25 protein-coding genes are annotated in these 23,245 nt (G+C 77.0%); 9 read left to right on the forward strand and 16 right to left on the reverse strand.

What is annotated here, in order from left to right; all coding sequences use genetic code 11:
- Positions 1-2 precede the first annotated feature (2 nt).
- From ADEH_RS04740 to ADEH_RS04755, 4 genes are read right to left on the reverse strand one after another with little or no spacing between them, the layout of a single operon-like run.
- On the reverse strand, positions 3-1,088 hold the full coding sequence (locus tag ADEH_RS04740; RefSeq protein ID WP_011419984.1) for a hypothetical protein: 1,086 nt from the start codon (positions 1,086-1,088) through the stop codon (positions 3-5).
- On the reverse strand, positions 1,085-1,495 hold the full coding sequence (locus ADEH_RS04745) for a secondary thiamine-phosphate synthase enzyme YjbQ (RefSeq protein WP_011419985.1): 411 nt from the start codon (positions 1,493-1,495) through the stop codon (positions 1,085-1,087). The genes ADEH_RS04740 and ADEH_RS04745 overlap by 4 nt, the downstream gene beginning before the upstream one ends.
- 36 nt (positions 1,496-1,531) lie before the next feature.
- Entirely contained in the window at positions 1,532-2,659 is a 1,128-nt protein-coding gene (locus tag ADEH_RS04750) for an ArsA family ATPase (RefSeq protein ID WP_011419986.1), read from the reverse strand.
- The gene (locus tag ADEH_RS04755) at positions 2,656-3,603 is read right to left on the reverse strand and encodes an ArsA family ATPase (protein ID WP_041453323.1); all 948 of its coding nucleotides are present in this window, start codon (positions 3,601-3,603) and stop codon (positions 2,656-2,658) included. Before ADEH_RS04755 ends, ADEH_RS04750 begins: the two co-directional genes overlap by 4 nt.
- Before the next feature lie 45 nt (positions 3,604-3,648).
- On the opposite strand from ADEH_RS04755, the gene ADEH_RS04760 reads away from it, so the two are divergent.
- Positions 3,649-3,972, forward strand: coding sequence for a hypothetical protein (locus tag ADEH_RS04760; RefSeq protein WP_041453324.1), 324 nt, complete (start codon positions 3,649-3,651; stop codon positions 3,970-3,972).
- 26 nt (positions 3,973-3,998) lie between these two features.
- On the forward strand, positions 3,999-4,808 hold the full coding sequence (locus ADEH_RS04765; RefSeq protein WP_011419988.1) for a ParA family protein: 810 nt from the start codon (positions 3,999-4,001) through the stop codon (positions 4,806-4,808).
- On the opposite strand, the gene ADEH_RS04770 is transcribed toward ADEH_RS04765, so the two are convergent.
- Complete coding sequence (locus ADEH_RS04770; RefSeq protein WP_011419989.1) at positions 4,774-5,676, reverse strand: LysR family transcriptional regulator; 903 nt, start codon at positions 5,674-5,676, stop codon at positions 4,774-4,776. The two genes, ADEH_RS04765 and ADEH_RS04770, sit on opposite strands and share 35 nt — an antisense overlap.
- Positions 5,677-5,814: 138 nt before the next feature.
- Between ADEH_RS04770 and ADEH_RS04775 the strand changes: the two genes are divergently transcribed.
- Both ADEH_RS04775 and ygiD read left to right on the forward strand, forming a co-directional pair.
- The gene (locus ADEH_RS04775) at positions 5,815-6,366 is read left to right on the forward strand and encodes a YceI family protein (protein WP_011419990.1); all 552 of its coding nucleotides are present in this window, start codon (positions 5,815-5,817) and stop codon (positions 6,364-6,366) included.
- A gap of 19 nt (positions 6,367-6,385) precedes the next feature.
- On the forward strand, positions 6,386-7,180 hold the full coding sequence (gene ygiD, locus ADEH_RS04780) for a 4,5-DOPA dioxygenase extradiol (RefSeq protein WP_011419991.1): 795 nt from the start codon (positions 6,386-6,388) through the stop codon (positions 7,178-7,180).
- Positions 7,181-7,207: 27 nt separating this feature from the next.
- Here ygiD and ADEH_RS04785 read toward each other — a convergent pair whose 3' ends face one another.
- Positions 7,208-7,843, reverse strand: coding sequence for a polyhydroxyalkanoate synthesis regulator DNA-binding domain-containing protein (locus tag ADEH_RS04785; protein ID WP_041453325.1), 636 nt, complete (start codon positions 7,841-7,843; stop codon positions 7,208-7,210).
- A gap of 104 nt (positions 7,844-7,947) precedes the next feature.
- Between ADEH_RS04785 and ADEH_RS23660 the strand changes: the two genes are divergently transcribed.
- Positions 7,948-9,732, forward strand: coding sequence for a zinc-ribbon domain-containing protein (locus ADEH_RS23660; RefSeq protein WP_011419993.1), 1,785 nt, complete (start codon positions 7,948-7,950; stop codon positions 9,730-9,732).
- Positions 9,729-10,484, forward strand: coding sequence for a hypothetical protein (locus ADEH_RS04795; RefSeq protein ID WP_011419994.1), 756 nt, complete (start codon positions 9,729-9,731; stop codon positions 10,482-10,484). Before ADEH_RS23660 ends, ADEH_RS04795 begins: the two co-directional genes overlap by 4 nt.
- 12 nt (positions 10,485-10,496) lie before the next feature.
- Here ADEH_RS04795 and ADEH_RS04800 read toward each other — a convergent pair whose 3' ends face one another.
- Positions 10,497-10,649, reverse strand: coding sequence for a Sec-independent protein translocase subunit TatA/TatB (locus ADEH_RS04800; RefSeq protein ID WP_041453816.1), 153 nt, complete (start codon positions 10,647-10,649; stop codon positions 10,497-10,499).
- 127 nt (positions 10,650-10,776) lie between these two features.
- Here ADEH_RS04800 and ADEH_RS04805 point away from each other — a divergent pair, with 127 nt between their 5' ends.
- Complete coding sequence (locus ADEH_RS04805; RefSeq protein ID WP_011419995.1) at positions 10,777-11,550, forward strand: glycerophosphodiester phosphodiesterase; 774 nt, start codon at positions 10,777-10,779, stop codon at positions 11,548-11,550.
- A 51-nt stretch (positions 11,551-11,601) separates the two neighbouring features.
- Here the strand turns inward: ADEH_RS04805 and ADEH_RS04810 are convergent, their stop codons facing one another.
- Complete coding sequence (locus ADEH_RS04810) at positions 11,602-11,874, reverse strand: hypothetical protein (protein ID WP_011419996.1); 273 nt, start codon at positions 11,872-11,874, stop codon at positions 11,602-11,604.
- A 213-nt stretch (positions 11,875-12,087) separates the two neighbouring features.
- On the opposite strand from ADEH_RS04810, the gene ADEH_RS04815 reads away from it, so the two are divergent.
- Together ADEH_RS04815 and ADEH_RS04820 are read left to right on the forward strand one after the other, a co-directional pair.
- Positions 12,088-13,437, forward strand: coding sequence for a cytochrome ubiquinol oxidase subunit I (locus tag ADEH_RS04815; RefSeq protein ID WP_011419997.1), 1,350 nt, complete (start codon positions 12,088-12,090; stop codon positions 13,435-13,437).
- Positions 13,434-14,450, forward strand: a complete 1,017-nt coding sequence (locus tag ADEH_RS04820; protein WP_011419998.1) for a cytochrome d ubiquinol oxidase subunit II — start codon at positions 13,434-13,436, stop codon at positions 14,448-14,450. Before ADEH_RS04815 ends, ADEH_RS04820 begins: the two co-directional genes overlap by 4 nt.
- A gap of 18 nt (positions 14,451-14,468) precedes the next feature.
- Here ADEH_RS04820 and ADEH_RS04825 read toward each other — a convergent pair whose 3' ends face one another.
- The 8 genes from ADEH_RS04825 to ADEH_RS04860 all read right to left on the reverse strand — a co-directional run bounded on the left by ADEH_RS04825 (position 14,469) and on the right by ADEH_RS04860 (position 23,229).
- Positions 14,469-15,638 (reverse strand): NAD(P)/FAD-dependent oxidoreductase, encoded by a 1,170-nt coding sequence (locus ADEH_RS04825; protein ID WP_011419999.1) that lies wholly within the window; start codon positions 15,636-15,638, stop codon positions 14,469-14,471.
- A gap of 104 nt (positions 15,639-15,742) precedes the next feature.
- On the reverse strand, positions 15,743-16,828 hold the full coding sequence (locus ADEH_RS04830; RefSeq protein WP_011420000.1) for a threonine aldolase family protein: 1,086 nt from the start codon (positions 16,826-16,828) through the stop codon (positions 15,743-15,745).
- A 68-nt stretch (positions 16,829-16,896) separates the two neighbouring features.
- The gene (locus ADEH_RS04835) at positions 16,897-19,053 is read right to left on the reverse strand and encodes a thioredoxin domain-containing protein (RefSeq protein ID WP_011420001.1); all 2,157 of its coding nucleotides are present in this window, start codon (positions 19,051-19,053) and stop codon (positions 16,897-16,899) included.
- Positions 19,054-19,113: 60 nt separating this feature from the next.
- Positions 19,114-19,491: a VOC family protein gene (locus ADEH_RS04840; protein WP_011420002.1), complete on the reverse strand. Its 378-nt coding sequence runs from the start codon at positions 19,489-19,491 to the stop codon at positions 19,114-19,116.
- A gap of 73 nt (positions 19,492-19,564) precedes the next feature.
- Positions 19,565-19,804 (reverse strand): hypothetical protein, encoded by a 240-nt coding sequence (locus ADEH_RS04845; RefSeq protein ID WP_011420003.1) that lies wholly within the window; start codon positions 19,802-19,804, stop codon positions 19,565-19,567.
- Between the two features lie 55 nt (positions 19,805-19,859).
- Positions 19,860-21,323: an RtcB family protein gene (locus ADEH_RS04850; RefSeq protein WP_011420004.1), complete on the reverse strand. Its 1,464-nt coding sequence runs from the start codon at positions 21,321-21,323 to the stop codon at positions 19,860-19,862.
- Between the two features lie 16 nt (positions 21,324-21,339).
- Positions 21,340-21,777 (reverse strand): archease, encoded by a 438-nt coding sequence (locus tag ADEH_RS04855; protein WP_011420005.1) that lies wholly within the window; start codon positions 21,775-21,777, stop codon positions 21,340-21,342.
- Between the two features lie 57 nt (positions 21,778-21,834).
- Positions 21,835-23,229, reverse strand: coding sequence for an MATE family efflux transporter (locus tag ADEH_RS04860; RefSeq protein ID WP_011420006.1), 1,395 nt, complete (start codon positions 23,227-23,229; stop codon positions 21,835-21,837).
- Positions 23,230-23,245: the final 16 nt, after the last annotated feature.

Genomic DNA, 23,245 nt, shown 5'->3' on the forward strand with positions numbered 1-23,245 from the left:
CGTCAGCGCGCGGGCGCGGCGGGCCCGTCGGCGGCCGCCTGCTCGAGCCGCGAGAGCGCCTCGCGCGCGCCGTCGAGCAGCGCCGGGTCGTCCACGCCGGCGCGCCGCGCCCAGTCCAGCGTCTGCTCGTAGGCGCTCGCCGCCTTCGACGCCAGCACGGCGACCTGCCCGCGCAGCTCGGCCCGGTAGGCCTCGGCCCGCGCCGCGTCCAGGCCGGGCGGGAGCGGCGCCGCGAGCAGCTCGCGGCGCAGCCCGTCGTACAGCTCGCCGACCCGCGCGCCGGCCGCCACGGCCCAGCGGGCGTCGCCCAGGCGGATGGCGCGGAGGTACTCGCCCTGGGCGGACAGCAGCGCCTCCGACTTCCGCTCCAGCGCGCCGTGCAGCGCGTCCGCGTCGCCGGTGGAGGGGTCGAGCCGGATGGCGGCGACGCGGTCGCGGTACAGCTCGCCGAGGTAGTACTGCGCCTGCGCCGCGAAGTACGGCTCGAGCCGCTCCGCCGCCGAGGCCTCCTCGAAGCCGGCCACCGCGAGCCGCAGCGACCGCTCCGCCTCGCCCTCGCGCCCCGCGTCGCGCTCCACCACCCCGCGCAGCGCCAGCGCCCGGACCCGCGCCGCCGGCTCCAGCCCCGGCCGCCCGGCCAGCGCCGCCAGCGCGGCGGCGGCCTCGTCCAGCTCGCCGAGGTGGTACCGGCACTCGGCCGCGCCGAACTCGGCCTCGAGCGCGCCGGCCGCGTCGCCCGGCCCGGCGGCGCGCGCGCGGAAGCGCTCCAGCGCGAGGCGCCACGCGCCGGCGCGCTGGTAGGCGAGCCCGGCGCGGAGCCGCGCCTCCGGCGCGCGCGGCGAGGCGGGCCAGGCGTCGGCGAGGCGCGCCCAGGCCGCGGCGGCGCGCTCGAAGTCGCCCGCCTGCGACGCGGCCGCGCCGACGGCGGCCAGCTCCTCGGCGTTCTTCCCGGCGAGGTCGCGCTCGGCCGCGCCGGGCACCGGCTCGCCCGGCGCGAACGCGACCTGCTCGGCCGGAGGCGCGGTGCGGCGCGCGCCCGCGCAGGCCGCCGCGAGGGCCAGCGCGAGCGCGGCGAGGCGGCGCGTCACGAGGCCACCGCCTGGAGGTGCACCGTGCGCCGCCGCGGCCCGTCGAACTCGCACAGGTACACGCCCTGCCAGGTCCCGAGGAGCGGGGCGCCGTCGCGCACGATCACCGCGGCGGAGGACCCGACCAGCGAGGCCATCACGTGGGCCGGGCTGTTGCCCTCGGCGTGCCGGTAGCGCCCGCGCGCCGGCGCGTCCGGGATCGCGTTCTCGAGCGCGAGCAGGAGGTCGCGCCGCACGTCGGGGTCGGCGTTCTCCTGGATGGTGATCCCCGCGGTGGTGTGCGGGCAGTAGACGAGCAGCAGGCCCTCGCGCAGGCCGGCGGCGGCCACGGCGCGGCGCACCTCGGCGGTGATCTCCACCAGCTCGCGCGCGGCGTGGGTCTCGACCTCGAGCTCGGGCAGGCGCATCCGGGACAGTGTATCGCACGCGGCCGCGCGCCGCCGTCACAGCCGGTCCGCCATCCGGGCCAGGCCCGCCAGGTCGTGCACGTCGCCCTCGAGGCGGGGCACCAGCGCGTGCGCCGCGCCGATCCGGGCGAGGAGCCCGGCGAGCGAGCGCCGCTCCGCGGCCGCCATCGCCTGGTGCTCGGCCAGGGTGGCCGCGAGCCGCGCCCCCAGGTCGGGCGCGCTCGCCGCGGCGGCGGCGAGCGGCGCGGCCAGCTCGGCGGCGCGCGGCAGCGGCGTCGCCGCCGGCCACAGGTCCGGGGTGAGCCGGTTCACCACCAGCCCCGCCACCGGCATCGACTCCGCGTGAAGGCGCTCGTGGAAGGCCAGCGCCTCCTCGATGGCCGCGGCCGCCGGGGACGCCACCAGCACGAACCCGGTCTCGGGCCGGGCGAGCATGGCGCGCACCTCGCCGGCGCGCTCCTTGAAGCCGTCGTACATGCCCTGGAAGCCCTGCAGGAAGTCGCCCAGGTCGGACAGGACCTGCTGGCCGGTGAAGCGCGCCAGCGTCTTCGCCACGTAGCCGCCGCCGAGCTGGGCCAGCCGGAGCCCGAACCGGCCCGCCCCGAGCGCCGGCGCGAGCAGCGCGCGGGCGGTCTCGTTGCCCAGGAAGTCGAGGATCCGGTCCGGCGCGTCCAGGAAGTCGAGCGCGTGCGCGGTGGGCGGGGTGTCGAGCACGATGAGGTCGTAGTCGCGGTCGGTGGAGAGCTCGTAGAGCTTCTCCATCGCCATGTACTCCTGCGACCCGGCCAGCGCGGCGGACATCTGCTGGTACAGCCGGTTCCGCAGGATGCGGTCGCGGCGGGCCGGGTCCGGCGCGTGGCGCGCCACCAGGTCGTCCCAGGTGCGCTTCACGTCGAGCATCATGGCCCACAGCTCGCCGCGCGGCCGCAGCCCGGCCTCGGCGAGCTTGTGCTCGGGGACGCGCGACTCGACGTTGCCGAGCGTGGCCAGCCCGAGCGCGTTCGCGAGCCGCCGGGCCGGGTCGATGGTGCACACCAGCACCTTCCCGCCCTCCAGCGCGCGCGAGAGCGCCAGCGCCGCCGCGGCGGTGGTCTTGCCCACCCCGCCGGCGCCGACGCACACCGCCACGCGGCGGCCGCCCAGGCTCTCGCGCACGGTGGTCACGGGCGCCCCTCCGCGGGCGGCGCGGCCGCGAGCGCCGCCGCGATCTCCTCCACCGCCGCCGGCCCCCACTCCGCGACCGGCAGCAGCGGCAGCACGGTGGTGGGCAGGTCGAGCGCGGCGCGGGCGCGCACCAGGTACCGCCCGGCGGCCTCGGCGCGCAGCGCCTGGATCCGCCCGGCCTCGGCGGCGGGCCCGAGCGGCGGCGGGGCCGCGGCGAGGCGGGCCAGCTCCGCGGCCTCGCCCGCGTCGAAGCGCGCCGGCGGCATGGCGTTCACCACCAGCGCGGCCACCGCCATGCCCAGCTCGCCGCGCACCAGCCCGTCGAGCTCGATGACCTCGTTGACCGGCATCTCCTCCGGCAGCGTGACCAGCGCCACGCCGGTGCGCGCCGGGTCCACCAGCAGCGCCTGCATCCACTCCGCGTCGTGGCGCAGCGGGCCGGCCGGCACGGTGTCCACCAGCGCGGACGGGACGCGCAGGAGCTGGACGGCGTGGCCGGTGGCGGGCGCGTCGAGCAGCACCAGGTCCCAGCGCGGCCGGCCGCCCTCCTCCGCGCGCACCTCGTGCAGCACCTTGCCGAGCATCACCAGCTCGGCGAGCCCCGGCACCATGCGCAGGAAGTAGCGCACCAGCCGGTTCTCGAAGACCGCCTCGTAGATGGTCCGGAACTTCAGGACCATGAGGCCGTACTCGCGCATGGCCTCGTGCGGCGTCACGTTCGTCGTGAAGATCCCGGGCAGCGCCTCCCGGACGAAGGGCCCCGAGGCAGGCGCGCCGAGCAGGGGGGCGACCCGCTCGCGGGTCGCGTTCACCTCGCACACCAGGACGCGCTTGCCCGCGCGGGCGGCGAGCAGGGCGAGCGCGGCGCAGACGGTCGTCTTGCCCACGCCGCCCTTGCCGGTCACGACGAGCAGGCGGCGGTCGAGCAGGCCGAAGGAAGCCACTGGGCTTGACAAGCTATCGAGGGGAAAGGGACAAGTCCACACACGATGATCCTCGACGACGTGCTGCGGAATCCCGTGCTGAAGCGCGCCCTCGCCGCCGGCGAGGAGCAGGTGGGCCGGGTGGTCGGGAAGCTGCTCGCCAGCGACCGGGCCGGGCGCGGGCTCCAGTCGCTGGTGAGCTCGGCGCTGCAGGCGCGGAGCACGTTCGACCGCGGCGTCCGGCAGGCGCTGCACGCGGCCAACCTCCCGTCCCGGGACGACGTGGCGGCGCTGAAGCGCAAGCTCGAGGAGCTCGAGCAGATGATCGACGGGCTCTCCGAGCGCGTGGACCGCGGCGGCCCGGACCGCGGCGGGCCCGGTCCGGAGTAGCGCGCCGGCGGGGGGACGTGGCCGGCATGCGGCGGATCGCGTTCATCAACGAGAAGGGCGGCACCTGCAAGACCACGCTGTGCGTGCACGTGGCGGCGCGGCTCGCGGCGCGCGGGCTGCGCGTGCTGGTGGCCGACCTCGACACCCAGGGCCACGCGGGGAAGTCGCTCGGCGTGGACGTGCGCGGCCTGGCGCCCACCGTCCACGAGTGGCTGCTCGACGACGCGGTGCCGCTCGAGCGGGTGGTCCGGCCCACCGCCGTGGCCGGCCTCGACCTGCTGCCCGCCAACAAGGACCTGGCCGGCTTCCCGGTGGCGGTCGCGCCGGCGGCCGACCGCGCCGAGCGGCTCGATCGCCGGCTCGCCACGGTGGGCGAGGGCCGGTACGACGCGGTGCTGATCGACGCGCCGCCCTCGCTGTCGCTCGTGACCGACAACGTGCTGCGCGCGGCGCGCGAGCTGGTGGTGCCGGTGGCGCTCACCTACCTCGCGCTCGACGGCTGCGCCGAGATCGTCCAGAGCCTGGACCGCCTCCGCGCCGAGCGCGGCGCGGCGCCGGCCATCGCGCTGGTGGTGCCGACGCTCTACCGCAAGACGCAGCTCGCCGACGAGATCCTGGCGAAGCTGCGCGAGCGGTTCCCGGGGGAGCTGTCGCGGACGGTGCTGGGCTGGTCGGTGAAGGTGGACGAGGCCCAGAGCCACGGCCGGACCGTGTTCGAGCACGCGCCGCGGTCGAGCGGGGCGGCCGCGCTCGCCGCCATCGGCGACGAGGTGCTGGCGCGCGCGCCGGCCCCCGCCGGCGTCACGGCAGCGGCGGCCCGAGCGGCCGGCTCCTGACGAGCTCCAGCACCAGGTCGCGGAACGCGGTCACCTTGCGCGGGACGTGGCGCGAGGCGGGGCTCACCACGTACAGGTTGCCGCCGGTCCGGACCAGGCGCGGCAGCACGCGCACCAGCGTCCCGGCCGCCAGGTCCTGCTCCGCCATGAACGAGGGCAGCAGCCCGATGCCGGCGCCGGCCCGCATCGCCTCGCGCACGAACAGCAGCTCCGGGCACAGGATCCGCGAGCGCGGCGTCACCTCGACGGTCCCGCGCGGCCCCTCGAGGCGCAGCTTGCGCGCCTGCGTCCCGAACGTCACCCAGTCGTGCGCCTCGAGCTCGGTCTCGGCGCGCGGCGTCCCGCGGCGCGCCAGGTAGAGCGGCGACGCGAACAGCTGCAGCTGCACGGGCGAGGCCTTCCTCGCCACCAGCGTCGAGTCCTTCAGGCCGGGGGCGACGCGCAGCGCGACGTCGAAGCCCTCCGCCACCAGGTCCACCAGCCGGTTGCTGAGGTCGAGCTCCACCGAGACCGCCGGGTAGCGGAGCGTGTAGCGCGTGGTGAGCTCGGCCAGGAAGAAGATGCCGATGTCCACCGGCGCGGTGACCCGCAGCAGCCCCGAGGGCTCCTCCTCGCGCTCCGGGAGCTCGCCGAGCGCGCTCTCGAGGCCCTGGAGCAGCGGCGCCACCCGGTCGTACAGCCCGGTGCCGGCCGCGCTCAGCGACACCTGCCGCGTGGTGCGGAACAGCAGCTGCACCCCGAGCTCCTCCTCGAGCCGCGCCACCGCGCGGCTCGCCGACGACTTCGGGATGCGGAGCTCGCGCGCGGCGGCGGAGAAGCTGGCGGTGCGGGCCACCGCGGCGAACACGCGGAGCAGGTCGAGGTCCATCGTTCCTCCAACGCAACACTCATTTCCCTGACGGCGCATTGCGCCACCGACGGAACGGTATCAGATTCCTCCCGTCAGCGAGGAGCCGACCCGCGAGAACGCGGAACCGTCAAACGAACGCAGCGAAAGGAATCCGAAATGGCCACCACCCCCTGGACCGTCGACGTCACCCACTCCGCCATCCACTTCTGGGTCCGCCACATGGTCATCTCGAAGGTGCACGGCCGGTTCGCGAAGTGGACCGGCACCCTGGACCTCGACCCGCAGGACCTCACCGCCGCGAAGGTGGACGTGAAGATCGACGCCGCCTCCATCGACACCCAGGTCGCCGACCGCGACGCGCACCTGCGCTCGGCGGACTTCCTCGACGTCGCGAAGTACCCGGAGCTCACGTTCCGCTCGCGCCGCGTCGAGAAGGCCGGCGGCGGCTACCGCGTGGTGGGCGACCTCACGATGCACGGCGTGACGCGCGAGGTGACGCTGGACGCCGAGTTCGCCGGCATCGGCAAGGACCCCTGGGGCAACGAGCGCGCCGGCTTCTCGGCGAAGACCGCGCTCGACCGCAAGGAGTTCGGGCTGGCGTGGAACGCGGCGCTCGAGACCGGCGGCGTGCTGGTGGGCGAGAAGGTGGAGATCACGATCGAGCTCGAGGCGGTGAAGCAGGCCGCGAAGCAGGCCGACGCGGCGTAGGCCGCGGGAGGGAGGCGCGATGGAACGGCAGGGAGCGGGGCGGCGCATGCCGGTGCTGTTCGTGGGGCACGGCTCGCCCATGAACGCCGTCGAGGACAACCGGTGGAGCCGCGCGTTCCGCGGCCTCGCGCCGCTGCTCCCGCGCCCGCGCGCCATCCTGGCGGTGTCCGCGCACTTCGTCACCGCCGGCAGCCTCCTCACCGGCCAGGAGCGGCCCGAGACCCTCCACGACTTCGGCGGCTTCCCCGACGCGCTGTACCGCGTCCGCTACCCGGCCCCGGGCGCTCCGGAGCTGGCGCGGCGCGCGGCGGCGCTGGTCGCGGGGGACGGCGCCCGCGTGGTGGACGGCTGGGGCCTCGACCACGGCACCTGGAGCGTGCTCGTGCACGCGTTCCCGGCGGCCGACGTGCCGGTGGTGCAGCTCTCCATCGACGCGGAGCTGGACGCGGCCGGCCACCTCGCGCTGGGCCGGGCGCTCGCGCCGCTCCGCGACGAGGGCGTGCTGGTGATGGGCAGCGGCAACCTGGTGCACGACCTGCGGCACGCCTTCGCCGCCTTGCGCCGGGGCGACGCCACCCCGCCGGCGTGGGCCGCCCGCTTCGACGCGGACGCGGCCGCCGCGCTGGAGCGGCACGACACGCGCTGGCTGGTGGACGCGATCGGGAGCCCGGACGGGCGGCGCGCGCACCCCACGCCCGAGCACTACCTGCCGCTGCTCTACGCGGCGGGGGCGGCGGGCGCGGACCCGGTGCGGTTCCCCATCACCGGGTTCGACATGGGCTCGCTGTCGATGCGCGCCGCGCTGTTCGGCTAGGCGGGCCGGGAGCGCCGGCCGGGGGCGCTACTGGGCCGCGGGCGGCTCCTGGGGCGGGGGCGGCGGGCGATCCTCGCGCGCGGACTCCTCCAGCTTCCGCTCCAGCTCGTGCAGCCGCGTGGTGATCTCGTCGAGCTGCCGGCGCACCTCGGACAGGCTGGACACGCCGTCCACGGCCGCGCGCACCCGCTCGTCCACCCGGCGCTGCAGCGACGCCATCGCCTCCTGCGAGGCGGACATGAGCTCCTTGGCGCGATCGCTGGTGGCCTGGCTGCGCGCCATCAGGTTCTGGACCCGCTGCTCGGCCGCGGCCCGCACCGCCTCGACCCGCCCGCGGAGCTCGGCCTGGGTCCCCACCACCAGCCGCTGGGCCACCTCGCCGCCGTGGCGGATGAGGTCCCGGAGCGTCTCGAGGCTCATCTTGGAGGTCTTCTTCTCCTCCTCGAAGATGATCTGCGCGAGGGTGATGGAGGTGAGGTCCTCCTTGGTGCGGTTGTCGATGATCTTGACCTCGGCACCGCCCTTGATCATCTCGGCGATCTCGTCGAGCGTGACGTACCGGGACTCGACCGTGTCGTAGAGCTTCCGGTTCGTGTACCGCTTGATGACCTTGGGCTCGACGCCGGCGGTGGTGTCCGTACCTTCGGTGTGCTGGTCGTTCATCGCTCCATCCGCGGCGGTAAGTGTGCGAAACTTCGGGCATTGTTCCTGCGGTTGGCGCTTGGTGTCAAGCGGCATGACGGTGTAACGTCCTGCCGGCGCCCCGCATGATCGCCCACTGCACCCACTGCCAGGCGAAGTTCCGGATCGCCGACGACAAGATCGGACCGCGCGGCGCCAAGGTGCGCTGCTCGCGGTGCAAGACGGTGTTCGCGGTCCGCCGGCCCGATGCGCCGCCGGCCGCTCCGCCGCCGGAGCCCCGCCCGGCGTCCATCCCGCCGCCCGGCCCGGCGCTCCCCGGCCCGGCCGATCCCTTCGCGGAGCCCGCGTTCGCGGCGGGGCCGGACCCGTTCGCCGCCGATCCCTTCGCGCCTCCTCGCCCGGCCGGTGTGGACCGGGCACCCGAGCCGTTCGGCCCGGATCCGTTCGCTGGCGAGCCGGGGGCGCCGCGCGCCGATCCGTTCGCGCTCGAGACGCCGCCCACCGGCTTCCCGGGGCCCGAGGGCGCCGATCCCTTCGCGTTCACGCACGGTGATCTCCCGGCGCCGCCCGGGCTCGCCGACGGTCCGGCCGATCCGTTCGCGGCGGCGGCCGACGCCGGGGATCCGTTCGCCGCGGCGCTCGCGGGCGCCGCCGACCCGTTCGCCGCGTCCGTGTCGCCGCGCCGCCGCGCCGCCGCCGAGCTTCCCGCGGGCCTGGCCGCCCCCGCCCCCGGCGCCGCGCCGGGCGGCTCGTCGGCGCTGCCGCTCACCGATCTCTCCGACCTGCTCGGCGACGCGCCCGCCCCGGCTCCCGCCGCGCCACCTCCGCTCCCCGCGCCGGCAGCGCTCGCGCCGGAGCCGCTGCCGCCGGCGGGCGGCCTCGACCTCGCGTTCCCGCCCGAGCCCGCCCCCGGGCTGCCGGCCGGCCTCGCCCTGGAGCTCGCCGCTCCCTCCGAGCCGGACGCGTCGCTCGAGGCGCCGCCGCCGCCCCCGTCGATGGACCTCGATCTCGCCGGCGGCCCGGACCTCGGCCTGCCGGGCGGGCCGCTGTCCGGCGCGGACCTGGCGCTGGAGGAGCGCTCGACGCCGGCGCCGGCGCGTCTGGACGAGGCGCCGATCGAGGACGATCCGTTCGCCCGGGCCGCGCCCTGGGCGCCGGGCGCGGACGCGGGCCCGAACGAGCTCTCCTTCGCCGATCGCGGCGAGGAGACGCTGGCCCTCGCCACGGAGCCGTCCGGGCCGCTCGCGGCGCCGCCTCCGCTCCCGCCGGAGCCTCCCCCGCCCGCCAGGGTGATCGCGCCCGCGGAGCCGGCGGAGGTGCCGGCGCGCGAGGCCCCGCGGCCGGCGGGGCCGCGCGGCGGGCGGCTGCGCTCGGTCGCGGTGAACGCCGCGGCGCTCGCCGCGCTCCTGCTGGTGGCGCTCGCGTTCCGGGTGGCGTGGCGCGGGGACGCGCCGCTCGAGCCGGGCGCGTTCCGGCCCTCGTCGGTGCTGGGCGCGGTGGGCCTGGGGGAGCGGGCCGCCGGGCCGCTCTCGGTGGTCGAGGTGCGCAGCGGGCTCTACGACCGCGCGCGCGGCGGCCCGGTGCTGTTCGTGCGCGGCAAGGTCGTCTCGCGCGCGCCGTCGCCGGTGGCCCGCGCGCGCGTGGAGGTGGAGCTCGTCCGCGACGGCCAGGTGATCGCGCGCGGCGCCGCGCCGGCCGGCGCCGTCGCGACGCCCGAGGAGCTCCACGGCGCCGGAGGCCCCGCGGAGCTCGAGGCGGTGGTCCGCGCCGCCGCGGCGCGCGCGCCCGCCCAGCTCCGCCCCGGCGAGTCCCTGCCGTTCCTGGTCGTGCTGCCGGACGCGCCGGACGACCTCGCCGGCGCCACGGTGCGCGTGGCCGCGACCGGCGGCGTGGCGGCGGCCGCCCGATGACCGCGGGCGCGGCGCCCGGGCCGGGGACGGACGCCCGCGCGCTGATCCGCCAGCTGGCCGCGCTGGAGGAGGGGCCCATCCGCGCCCGCGCCGCGGCCCGCGCGCTGGGCGCCACCGAGCCGGCGCGGGCGGCGGAGCTGATCGCCGCGCTGGCGCGCCACGGCGCGGGCGAGGCCCGGGGCGCCATGGCCGCGGTCGCCCAGGCGCTGCGCGATCCCGAGCCCGACCTGCCCTACGCCTGGCGGGCCGACCTGTACGCCGCCGCGGCCGAGCGCGGCCTCGCCGAGGTCACCGGGCTCCTGGTGGCCCCGCCGCCCCGGAAGCCGTGGCGCCCGCCGCGCGACAAGGCCGACGCGCGCCTCGCCCACCTGACCCTCGGCCACAAGAAGGCGCTGGCGCGCGCGCACCGCGATCCGGACCTGCTCGCGCGGCTCGCGGCGGAGGGCGAGCCGTCGGTCGTCCGCGAGCTGCTCCGCAACCCGCAGCTCACCGAGCCGTTCGTGGTGCGGATCGCGGCCCGCCGCCCGTGCCGTCCCGAGACGCTGCGGTGCGTGGTCGAGTCGCCGCGCTGGCGCACGCGCACCGCGGTGGCGCTCGCGGTGGTGCGCAACCCGTACGCCGAGACGGAGCTGGCGCTGAAGCTGCTGGCGGTGCTGCCCGGCGCCGAGGTGGCGGAGGTGGCGCGGGACGGCGCGCTGCACCCGCTGGTGCGCGCGGTGGCGGCGCGGCTCGTGGCGGGGCGCGCCGGCTGAGCGCGCGGCGCCTCAGGGCCGGGGCGGCTCCCCGGGCCCGCGGTCGCCGCGCACGGCCCCCCGGAACCCGCGCACCGCCCGGCCCAGCGCGTCCCCCAGCGCCGGGATCCGGGTGGCGCCGAAGACGAGCAGCGCGACGAAGGCGACGATGAGGAGCTCGGTCATCCCGGGGTTCCGTGCGCGCGCCGCGGCCATCCCGCGGCGTGCGGCGCGCTAGGATAGTCGCGCGACCCTCCGGGCGCCAGGCGGCAAGGCGCCCGGCGGCGGCGAGGCGCAGGAGCGCGACCCCGGCATGTCCACCCCGAACCGCAGGGCCCCGCGCGCAGCCGGCCGCCCGCTGGTGCTCGGCCACCGCGGCGCGAGCGCCGACGCGCCCGAGAACACGCTGGCCGCCTTCCGCCTGGCCCTGGCGCAGGGCGCCGACGGGGTGGAGCTGGACGTCTGGCGCTGCCGGACCGGCGAGGTGGTGGTCGTGCACGACGAGGACACCGGGCGGGTGGCCGGTCCACGCTTCCGCGTGGACGCGACGCCGCTCCCCGAGCTGCGCGCGCTCGACGTGGGCGCGTGGAAGGGCGAGCGGTTCCGCGGCGAGCGGATCCCCACGCTGCCGGAGGTCCTGGAGGCGCTCCCCGGGGCGGTCGTGAACGTCGAGCTGAAGTCGCGCGGGCGGGACCTGCGCCTGGCCGAGGCGGTGGCGCGCGACGTGCGCCGCGCCGGGGCGGAGGGGAGGGTGATCGCCTCGTCGTTCGACTACCGGCTGGTGGCGGCGTTCCGGCTGGCGGCGCCCGAGGTGCCGGTGGGGCTGCTCTTCGAGCCGGGACACCGCTGGCGGCTGCGCACCGCGCTCGCCGCCCGCCTGCTCGGCGCCGCGGCCGTCCACCCCGACGCTTCGCTCGTGACGCCCGCGCGCGCCGAGGCCTGGCGCGCGCGCGGCCTGGCGGTGAACGCCTGGACCGTGGACGCGCCGGAGGAGGTGGCGAGGCTCACCGGGCTCGGCGCGGCCGCGCTCATCTCCAACCTCCCGGGCCGCACGCGCGCGCAGGTGCGCGCGCTCACCGGACGCTAGCGGGCGGGAGGGCGGGGCTCCGCCGCCGCGCCCCGCCGCCCGGCGCCGCGCCTACGCGCCCGCGGCGATGCCGCTGCGCGCGTACGGGCTCTCGAGCCCGCGGCGCTTCGGCACGGCGACCTCCTTCGCGAGCTTGTTGTACAGGCCCATGATCAGGATCGACGGCGCCCACTGGCCGACGAAGTTCCCGAGCTGCTTGCGCCCGGTGAGCACGAGCGCGGCCGAGGCGGCCATCGCCCCGAACGCGATCCCCAGGAACGCCAGCGACGGCACCCGCGCCGTCCTCTCCTCCACCATCTCGGTCGCACGATCCTCGTGTTCCATCCCGTCCTCCGTGTCCGCAGGTCTCCGCGAATGTGGCGACGTGCCCGCGCCGGTGCGAGGCCGCGGGGCGGGCGCGGGGGCGAGCGCCGGCCGGCGCGACGGCGCCGGCGCGGCCGCCGCGCGGAAAGCCGCGCGCCGCGGGCGCAAGCGACACGCTGCCGCACCCGGAGAGGCCGGGCGCGCAGCCGTCCGGGTGAGCAAGTATCGCCCGCCGTGACCGACCTCCTCGCAGCCCGCGCGCTCTTCGGCACCTCGCTCGCCTTCCACATCGTGTTCGCCGCCGTCGGCGTGGCCATGCCGCTGTTCATGGTGCTGGCCGAGTGGCGCTGGCGGCGCACCGGCTCGGAGGTCCACCTCGAGCTGGCGCGCCGCTGGGCCAAGGGCACCGCCATCCTGTTCGCGGTGGGCGCCGTCTCCGGCACGGTCATCTCGTTCGAGCTGGGGCTCCTCTGGCCGCGCTTCATGCAGTTCGCCGGGCCCATCATCGGCATGCCGTTCTCGCTGGAGGGCTTCGCGTTCTTCGCGGAGGCCATCTTCCTCGGCATCTACCTGTACGGCTGGGGCCGGGTCGGGCCGCGCCTGCACCTCGCCGCCGGGTGGGTGGTGGCGGCGAGCGGCGCCACCTCCGCGTTCTTCGTGACGCTCGCGAACGTCTGGATGAACGTGCCGGCCGGGTTCGAGCTCGGGGCGGGCGGCGTGGCGGCCGGCGCGGCCGCCATCGACCCGTTCGTCGCGATGTTCCCGCCCGGCTGGCAGCACCAGGTCATCCACGTCCTCATCTCGTGCTACGCGGCGACCGGCTTCGCGGTCGCGGGCATCCACGCGTTCATGCTGCTGCGCGAGCGCGACAACCCGTTCCACCGCGCCGCGCTCCGGATCGCGTTCGGCGTGGGCGCGGTCGCGGCGCTGCTCCAGCCCGTGTCGGGCGACTTCTCCGCCCGGCAGATCGCCACCACCCAGCCGGTGAAGCTCGCCGCGCTGGAGGGGCACTTCCGGACCGAGCGCGGCGCGCCGCTGCGCATCGGCGGCATCCCGGACGAGGAGCGGCGCGAGACGCCGTACGCGCTGGAGATCCCGTACGGTCTGTCGCTGCTCGCGTTCCACGACCCGCACGCCGAGGTGCTCGGGCTGGAGGCGTTCCCGCGCGACCGCTGGCCCAACACGCTGCTCGTCCACCTCGCGTTCCAGGTGATGGTCGGGCTGGGCTCGATCATGGCGCTGCTCGCGGCGGCCTGGGCCGTGCTCCGGGTGCGCGGCCGCGAGCCGGGGCGCTGGCTGCTGCGGGCGCTGGTGGTGGCCTCGCCGTTCGGGTTCCTGGCGCTCGAGGCGGGCTGGCTGGTGACGGAGTGGGGCCGCCAGCCGTTCACGGTGTGGGGCGTGCTGCGCACGGCCGACTCGGTGACGCCGGTGACCCACCTGGCGGTGCCGTTCATCGGGTTCATGGTGCTGTACGTGTTCCTCGCGGTGGTGGTGGTGGCGCTGCTCTGGCGCCAGATCGCGAAGAGCCCGCGCGCCGTCGCGCTCGGCCCCGGCGCCGGCACGGCGGTGGAGGCGCGGCCGTGACGCCGGCCGACCTGCTGGGCGCCGTGATCCTCGCCGCCGCGGTGCTGTACGCGCTGCTCGGCGGGGCGGACTTCGGCGCCGGCATCTGGGACCTGCTCGCCGGCGGCCCGCGCAAGAAGGAGCAGCGCGCGCTCATCGAGGAGGCCCTCGGGCCGATCTGGGAGGCGAACCACGTCTGGCTGATCCTGATCGTGGTGCTGCTGTTCACCGCGTTCCCGCCGGCGTTCGCGGCCATCACCATCGCGCTGTTCGTGCCGCTCATGCTGCTGCTGGTCGGCATCGTGCTCCGCGGCGCGGCGTTCACGTTCCGCACCTACGACGCGCCCGAGGACCGGGTGCAGGCGCGCTGGGGGCTCGTGTTCTCCGGGTCCTCGGTGGTGGCGCCGCTCACGCTGGGCGTGATCGTGGGCGCGCTCGCCTCCGGGAACCTGGGCGCGGCCGCGCGCGGCGAGGCGCCGTTCGCCTGGGCGGCGCCGTTCCCGCTGTCCGTGGGCGCGTTCGCGGCCGCGCTGTTCGCGTACGTGGCCGCGGTGTACCTGGCGGTCGAGGCGGAGGGCGCGCTGCGCGAGGACTTCCGGCGCCGCGCCATCGGCGCGGGCGTGGCGGTGTTCCTGACGGCCGCCCTGTCGGCCGCGCTCTCCTGGCGCGAGGCGCCGCTCGTCTTCGCCGGCCTGACCCGCCGCGGCTGGTCGATCCCGCTGCACCTCGCCACCGGCGCCGCGGCGATCACCGCGTTCGCCGCGCTGTACCGGGGGCAGGTGCGCCTGGCCCGCGCCGCGGCGGCCGCGCAGGTCACGCTCATCGTGCTGGGATGGGGCGCGTCGCAGTACCCGTACCTCGTGGTCCCGGACCAGACGCTCGTGTCGGCCGCCGCGCCGCGCGCGACGCTCGTGCCGGTGCTCTGGGCGCTCGCCGCCGGGGCGGTGCTGCTGTTCCCCGCGCTCTACCTGCTCTTCCGCGTCTTCAAGGGCGAGCGGCCGTTCGCCATCCTCGACCGCGATCGCCCGCGCTGACGCCGCGGGACCTCGCCGCTACACCGGGATCCGGCCGCGCAGGTCGGCCGCGCGGTGCGGCCCCTGCTCCGCCACCAGCCCGCGCGCGGCGTCCAGCTTCCCGAACGCGCCCCAGGTCATCACGCCGCGCACGCGACCGTCGGCGAGGTAGTAGACGACGCCCCGGCGGAACGGCTCCTGCCAGTCGGCCACGACCTCGAGCCGCGCGTCCACCAGGCCGACCGCCTCGTACCCGAGGTCGAACAGGTCGGAGTAGAAGAACGGCAGGTGGGAGTAGACGACGTCGGCGCCCGCCATGGCGCGCCCCGCCGCCTCCCCCATCTTGTTGGCGTTGTCCTCGTGCTCCACGCGGACGAGCCGGCCCAGCGCGGGGTTCCAGAAGCGCGCCACGTCGCCCGCGGCGAACACGTCCGGATCGCGGGTGCGGAGCGACGCGTCCACCACGACGCCGTCGTCCACGTCGAGCCCGGCGCCGCGGGCGAGCGCGTCGTTCGGCACGATGCCCAGCCCCGCCACCACCAGGTCCGCCCGCAGCTCGCCGGCGCCGGTCCGCACCGCGAACCCCTCGCCGCGCCGCTCCACGCCGGAGATCCGCACGCCCGGCAGCACCTCCACCCCGTGCTCGGCGTAGTAGCCGTTCAGGTGCAGGCCCAGCTCGCGCGGGAAGGTCCGCGCGCCGATGGTCTCCTCCGGGAACGCGAGCGTCACCCGGTAGCCGGCGTCGGCGAGCGCGGACGACACCTCCGAGCCGATGAAGCCGCCGCCGATCACCACCACCCGCCGCCCGGCCGGGAGCGCCCGCAGCCGGCGGAAGTCCGCCACCGTGCGGAAGTGGATCACCTCGTCCGGCGCCCCGGGCAGCCGCCGCGGCGCGCCGCCGGTCGCGAGCAGCAGCTTGCGGTACTCGATCGCCTCGCCGCCCTCGAGCTCGACCCGGTGCGCGGCGCGGTCGATCGCGGTCACGCGCACGCCGGCGCGGAGCTCGACCCCGTCCACCTCCGGCAGCCAGATCGAGCCCTCCTCCTGCCCGCGCCAGAGCGCCTTCGAGAGCGGGGGCCGGGCGTAGGGCCGCTCGGGCTCCTCGCCGAGGATGGCGACGGAGCCCGCGCCGTCCACCCGCCGGATGCCCTGGGCGGCGGCGTGCCCCGCCATCCCGCCACCCACGATCACGTAGTCGAAGCCGGCCATCCCGTCCTCCGCGGCGCGGCGCCGCCGGGCGCCGCTGCAAGCCCATCTAGTGGATGCCGCCGCGGGGAGCGCGTTACGGGAGGGCCGGGTGGGCCTCGCCGCCGCTAGGACCGGCCGGCCACCGCCAGCCGGAGATCGGAGGCGAACGCCTCCACGTCGGCGGGGGTCACGTCCCAGGCGCACATGAGCCGGACGCCGCCCGAGCCGATGAAGTCGTAGAAGCGCCAGCCCTTCGCGCGCAGCTGCGCGGCGGCGTCCCCCGGCAGCGTCGCGAACACCGAGTTCGCCTGCACCGGCTGGAGGATCTCCACCCCTGGGACGGCGCGGAGCGCGCGCTCCAGCAGCGCCGCCATGGCGTTGGTGTGCCGGGCGTGGCGCAGCCAGGCGCCGCCCCGGAGCATGCCCACCCACGGCGCCGCCAGGAAGCGCATCTTGCTCGCGAGCTGCCCTGCCTGCTTGCACCGGTAGTCGAAGTCCGCCGCCAGCGCGCGGTCGAAGAACACGATCGCCTCGCCCACCGCCATGCCGGCCTTGGTCCCGCCGAAGCAGAGCACGTCCACGCCCACCTTCCAGGTGAGGTCCTTGGGGGCGACCCCCAGGGCGGCCACGGCGTTGCCGAAGCGCGAGCCGTCCATGTGGAAGCGCAGGCCGTGGGCGCGGGCGCGCTCGCCGATCGCGCGGAGCTCGTCCACCGTGTAGAGCGTGCCCAGCTCGGTCGGCAGCGTCACCGAGACCACCCGCGGCTTCGGGTAGTGGATGTCGCTGCGGCGCCGGACCATGTGGTCGATGCCGTCCGGGCGGAGCTTGCCGTTCGGGCCGGGCAGGGTGAGCACCTTGGTGCCGTTCGAGAAGAACTCCGGCGCGCCGCACTCGTCGGTCTCGACGTGCGCCGTCTCGTGGCAGAGGATCGAGTGGTAGGACTGGCAGAGCGCCGCCAGCGCCAGCGAGTTCGCGGCGGTGCCGTTGAACGCGAAGAACACCTCGCAGTCGGTCTCGAACGTCTCCCGCAGCAGGTCCGCCGCCTCCTGCGTCCAGCGGTCGTCGCCGTAGCCCGGCGAGTGGCCCACGTTCGCCTCGGCCATGGCCGCGAACGCCTCGGGGCAGATGCCGCCGTAGTTGTCGGAGGCGAAGTGGCGCAGCGGGCCCGAGGGGGCGGGGGACGCGGGGTGGGACGGGGTGCCGGGGTTCATGGCGGCGGACTGTACGCTTTCGCGGATGAGTGTCCAGCACTTCCGTTTTAACGGATGAGGCCCGGTGATCAGGCGCGGTAGGGCCGCACCGGCGCGACCTGGGCGGCCAGCTTCTCGGGCGCGATCGCGGGCAGCCGGCAGGCGCCGCGCTCGCACACGTACGCGGTCGCGCGCCCGCCCGCGGCGGCCTTGCCGGCCGCGATGGCGGCCACCGCGCCGAGCCGCGCGAGCCCCTCGCCCTCGGGCGCGCCGGTCAGGGCGCGGCTGGGCAGGAACGTCCGCCGCAGCACGTCCACGAACGGCCCCGGATCGCCGCCCTCCGGCCAGACCAGCACCACCTCGCGGACCGCGTCGGAGGCGAAGTCGAGCGCGAGCAGGAGCTCGGACATGGCGAGCGGCTGCTCGGCGAGCGTGCGCGCGTGGTGCCGCAGGGCGCCGTCGGCGGCGCGCCGCCAGCGCGGGTCGGAGGTGAACGCCTCGAGCCGCAGCGCGTTCAGCGCCGCCACCGACGCGCCCGACGGCTCGGCGCCGTCGTGCGTCGGCTTCTCCCGCGCGAGCAGCCGCTCGTGGTCGGTCGCGGACTGGAACCAGCCGCCGCCCGCGGGATCGCCGAACAGCCGATCCTGCGCCTCGGCCAGCTGGAGCGCCGATCGCAGCCAGCGCGGGTCGAAGCTCGCCTCGTGCAGGTCGAGCAGCCCCTGCACCAGGAACGCGTGGTCCTCGAGGTAGGCCGGCACGCCGGCGCGGCCGGCGAGCCAGCTCCGCTGCAGCCGCCCGTCCTTCACCATGCGCGTCAGCACGAAGTCGGCGGCGCGGGCCGCCGCGTCCACCCAGCGCGCCTCGGAGAGCACCCGCCCGCCGAGCGCCAGCGCCGAGATGGCGAGGCCGTTCCAGCCGGCCAGGACCTTCTCGTCCCGCAGCGGGCGCGGCCGCCGCTCGCGGAGCGCGTAGAGCGCGGCGCGATCCGGCGCGAACGACTCCCAGGCGTCCTCGTCCGGCGCGGGCACGTGCAGCACGTTGCGCCCCTCGAAGTTCCCCTCGGGGCGCACCCCGTGGAACCGCAGGAACGCCTCGGCGCGGTCGCCGAGCGCCTCGCGCAGCTCGGCCTCGGTCCAGGTGAAGAACCGGCCCTCCTCGCCCTCGGAGTCCGCGTCGGTGGCGGAGTACAGGCCGCCCTCGGGCGAGGTCAGCTCGCGCAGCAGGTAGTCCAGCGTCTGCCGCGTCACGCGCGCGAAGTCGCGCCGGCCGGTGGCCTGCCAGGCCTCGGCGTACGCGACCGCCAGCAGCGCGTTGTCGTAGAGCATCTTCTCGAAGTGCGGCACCAGCCACTGCGCGTCGGTCGAGTAGCGGTGGAACCCGCCGCCCACCTGGTCGTGCAGGCCGCCCGCCGCCATCCGCTCGAGCGTGACCGTGGCCATGCGGAGCGACCGCTCCTCGCCGGTGCGCCGGTGGTGCCGGAGCAGCAGGCGGACCGGGACGTTGGAGGGGAACTTGGGCGCGCGCCGCAGGCCGCCGTGGCGCTCGTCGAAGCTCCGCTCGAGGAGCGTCACCGCGTGCTCGATCGGCTCCGGCCCGGGCACGTCGGCGGCGGCGGGCCCGGCCGGCGCGAGCGCGGTGCGCACCGCCTCGACCAGCGCGCCGGTGGCGGAGCGGATCCGGTCCGGGTCGCGCGCCCACAGGTCGGCGATCTCGTGGAGGATCGAGAGGAGGCCGCGCGCGGGCCCGCGGACGCCGTCGCGGGGCGGGAAGTAGGTGCCGCCGAAGAACGGCTCGCGGTCCGGGGTGAGCCACACGCTCATGGGCCAGCCGCCGGAGCCGGTGAGGAGCTGGACCGCCGTCATGTAGACGGCGTCCACGTCCGGCCGCTCCTCGCGGTCCACCTTGATGGCCACGTAGCGCTCGTTCAGGACGCGCGCGATCTCCTCGTCCTCGAAGGACTCGCGCTCCATCACGTGGCACCAGTGGCAGGTGGAGTAGCCGACCGACAGGAACACCGGGCGGCCGGTCCGCCGCGCCTCCTCGAACGCCTCGTCGCCCCAGGCCCACCAGCTCACCGGGTTGTGCGCGTGCTGGAGCAGGTACGGGCTCCGCTCCAGCGCGAGGCGGTTGGTGAAGCGCGGCGCGGCGCCGCCGTGGCCGGCCGCGGCGCCGGCGCGGACCGCCTCGGCGAGCTGGCGTGCGAGCGCGTCGGGGAACGGGGCGGCGCCGGGGAGGGGCTCGAGCATGCCCGGGGCTTAACCGGCGCGGGCGCGCGATTCACGCCGCCGCCGCGGTGCGCCCCGTCCTCAGGGCCAGGCCCGGCCCTTGCCGGCGATCGGCCCGCGCTGCGGGTTGACCACGCAGAAGCGCTGCCCGGTGGGCGCCTCCATCACCCACCACCGGTGAACGAACCCGATCCGCTTCGCGCCGAGCGCCTCCAGCCGCCTCACCTCGGCCTCGAGGTCGTCCGACTCGATGTCGAGGTGCACGCGGCTCGGGTGATCGACGCGCTGCACGAGCACGACCGGCTCGCCGGCGGCGTCCTCCAGCTCGCGGTAGCTCGGGCTGTCCGGGTCGGGAGGCCGGAGCGGCCGTCCCAGGGCGGCGCTCCAGAACGCCGCGGCGCGATCCACGTCCCCTTCCTGGCAGTCGATGACGATGCCGACCAGCCGGCTCCGGTGCATGCGGGCGTCCCTCCGGCGGAGGGGTCTACGCGGGGAGCGCCCCGCGCGGAAGGCGCCGGTCGGGGGGCGGGGCCTAGAACAGCTCGTCCAGGGCCCGCGCGATGCGCTCCTCGATCTCGCGGCGCATCTGCCGCGCGGCCTGGACGGTCTCCTCGATGGCCGCCTGGAGGTCGCCCGCCGGGCCGCCCGGGATGATGCGCAGCGCGTCCCGGCCCAGCCGCGGCGGCCCGGCCGGCTCCGTGTCGCCGCGCCCGCCGCGCAGCACCTCGAGCCTCGGTTGCGGTTGCCGGGGCGGATCGCCCGCGTCGCCCATGCTCCCAAGCTAGGCACGCGCCGTGGCGCGGCGCAGCGGGTCCGCCGCGGCGGGATCACCCCTTCACCACCGCGAGCGGGTCGAGCCGGGCCACCAGCCGGGAGATGCCCGCCCCGTCCATCACGGCCACCACCTGGGCCACGTCCTTGTAGGCCTCGCTCATCTCCTCGCCGAGGGTCTTGCGCCCGCGCGCGATCACCTCGATCCCGCGGTCGGCCAGCTCCCGCGCGATGGAGCGCCCCCGGGCGCGTCGCAGCGCCTCGCCGCGCGAGAGGAGGCGCCCCGCGCCGTGGCAGGAGCTGCCGAACGTGTCGCGCATGGCCTTGTCGGTCCCGGCGAGGACGTAGGAGTACCGGCCCATGTCCCCGGGGATGAGCACCGGCTGGCCCACCGCGCGGTACGGCGCCGGGACGCGCGGATCGCCGGGGCCGAAGGCGCGCGTGGCGCCCTTGCGGTGGACGAGCACCCGCCGCACGCCGCCGTCCACCTGGTGGTCCTCGAGCTTGGCCACGTTGTGGCAGACGTCGTAGAGCAGCCGCGCGCCCAGCTCGCGGTCGGAGACGCCCAGCGTGTCGAGCAGCGCCCGCACCGCCAGCCCGGTCATGACCTGCCGGTTGGCCCAGGCGAAGTTCGCCGCCGCCTGCATGGCCGCGAGGTAGCGCCGCCCCTCCGGGCTGCCGACGGGGGCGCAGGCGAGCTGCCGGTCGGGCAGGGCGGCGTAGTCCGGGCCGTAGGACGCCAGCCGCGGCGCCAGCTCCGCGAGCGCCTCGTCGCAGACCTGGTAGCCGAGGCCGCGAGAGCCGGAGTGGATCTGGACCACGAGCTGCCCGGGGAACAGGCCGAACGCCTCGGCCGCGACCGCGTCGTGGATCCGGGCGACCCGGTCCAGCTCGAGGAAGTGGTTGCCGCTGCCCAGCGTGCCGAGCTGGTCGCTGCCGCGCTCGCGGGCCCGCGCGCTCACCGCGGCGGGATCCGCGCCGGCGAGCCGCCCGCCCTCCTCGCAGCGGTCGGCGTCGTCCGCCGCGGCGCGGAACCCGCGCGCCACCGCCCAGCGCGCCCCCTCCGCCAGCACCTCGTCCAGCTCCCGCGCCGTCAGCCGCGGGATCGCGGCGCTCGCGCCCACGCCGGTGGGGACGTCGCGGTAGATCCGGGCCGCGAGCGCGTGCAGCCGCGGCCGGACGTCCTCGGCGTCGAGCCCGGTGGTGACGACGCGCACGCCGCAGTTGATGTCGTAGCCCACCCCGCCCGGCGACACGGCGCCGTGCTCCGCGTCCACCGCGGCCACCCCGCCGATGGGGAAGCCGTACCCCCAGTGGATGTCCGGCATGGCCAGCGACCAGCGCAGGATCCCGGGCAGGTGGGCCACGTTCGCCACCTGCTGCAGCGCCGGGTCGTCCGGGGCCGGCGGGCCCGGCGAGTAGACGCGCCCCGGCACCTTCATCCCGCCGTGGCGCGGGATCTCCCAGAGGTCTCCCTCGATCCGCCGCAGCGGCACGTGCCCGCCCTGGTGCGCCGTCATCCCGTCCCCCGCCCGATCAGATGTCCAGCACCGCCTGCGCGACCCAGCCGCCGCCCTCCGGCTCGAGGCGCGCCGCGTGCCAGGTGACCGCCTTCACGTCCGCGCCGTCGGCGTGCAGCGCCGGGTCCCAGCGCGCGAAGCCGACCACCGCCTCGGCCCCGGCCTCGCTGCAGGCGGTGACCTCGACGGCCGCCGGGATGCGCCGGGCGCTGACGAAGCGCCAGAGCAGCTCGCGCAGGAGCGCCACCGCGGTGCCGGCCAGCCCGGGGCCGCCGCGCACCGCGAGCCGCTCCTCCTCGCCGTCGATCGGCGCCGGGCCGCCGCCGGCGAGCAGCGCGCCGAGCGCGAGCGCCAGGCGCGCGAGCGCCTCCTCCGCGGTGGCGCCGCGCACGCGCACGCCCACGTCGGCGACGTGGCCGAGGTCCTCGTACGGCTGGGGCAGGGCGAGCCGCATCGCCCCGGAGGATAGCAACGCGCCCGGGCCGGGGCGGGCGGGACGGCGGGTGCGCCGCTACGCGGCGGCGCGCTCGGCGAGCGGCACGATGCCGCGGGAGGAGACCCGCAGGAAGCGGCCGAGGAGCGCGACCGCGACCGCGGTGAGGCCGAAGCAGAAGCCGCCCCACAGCCCGACCACCCCGTGACCCATCGTGAAGCCGAGCAGCAGCGTCGCCGGCAGGCCGATCAGCCAGTGCCCCGCGAGGTTGGCGAGGAACGTGAAGCGGGTCTCGCCGGCGCCGCGCAGCACGCCCGCGCCCACCGCCTGCAGGCCGTCGGAGAGCTGGAAGATCGCCGCCACGCGCAGCAGCGGGACCGCGAGCGCGAGCACGCCCGGGTCGTCGGTCATGATCCGCCCGATGACGCCGGGGGCGAAGGTGAACGCGAGCGCGGGCACCAGCATGATCGACGCGCCGCCGGCGAACGCGCACAGCCCGGCCCGGCGGGCGCCGGCGCGGTCGTGCGCGCCCACGGCGAGCCCCACCCGCACGCTGCCCGCGTCGCCCAGGCCGACGGCCATGGTGAAGGTGAGGCTCGCCACCGCGAGCGCGATCTGGTGCGCGCCGAGCGCCTCGGCGCCGAGGCGGCCGGCGAGGAAGCTCACCAGCGAGAAGAAGCCGACCTCGGCGAACATGTGCAGCCCGACCGGCCCGCCCACCCGCACCGCCGTGGCGAGCGCGGCGCGATCCGGGCGCGCCAGCCCGCCCGGCCGGGGGCCGCCGAGGGACACCGCCCGCGTGGCGCGGACCAGCACGAACGCCTGCAGCGCGATGCAGAGGCTGGTGGCGATGGCGGCGCCGGCCGCGCCCAGCGCCGGGACGAGCCGGAGCGGCCCCGTCCACGCCGGCAGCGACGCCCCGCCGAACACGAGCAGCAGGTCGGCGGGGACGTTCAGCAGGTTCGCGCCCACCGTGGCCACGACCATGGGCCGGCCCCGGCCGTGCGCCTGCAGGTAGGCGCGCGCGCCGAAGTAGTAGAGGAAGAAGAACAGCCCGGGGAGCCGCCACCAGATGTACGGCCCGGCCTGGGCCGCGACGTCCGCCGAGATGCCGAGCGGCACCAGCGCCGCCGGGATGAGGGCGATGGGGAGGGTGAACGCGGCCGCGAGCAGCGCCGCGAGCCACGCCGCCTGCCAGAGCAGGTGCCGGGCGCGCCGCTCGTCGCCCGCGCCGATCGCCTGCGAGATGAGCGGGTCGAGCCCGTGCATGATCCCCATGCCGAGCACCGCGACCGCGAAGAACAGGGAGGCGCCGAGGCCGGTGCCGGCGAGCGGCACCGCGCCGGCGCGGCCCACGATGGCCGCGTCCACCACGCCCATGAGCGCCTGGCCGCCGTGCGCCAGCGAGAGCGGCAGGGCGAGCCGGAGCAGCGCGCGCAGCTCGGCGCGGAGCGGTGGGGCGGCCGGGGACATGGGGGCGCGCAAGATA

This window comes from Anaeromyxobacter dehalogenans 2CP-C (assembly GCF_000013385.1).
Classification (GTDB): Bacteria; Myxococcota; Myxococcia; order Myxococcales; family Anaeromyxobacteraceae; genus Anaeromyxobacter; species Anaeromyxobacter dehalogenans_B.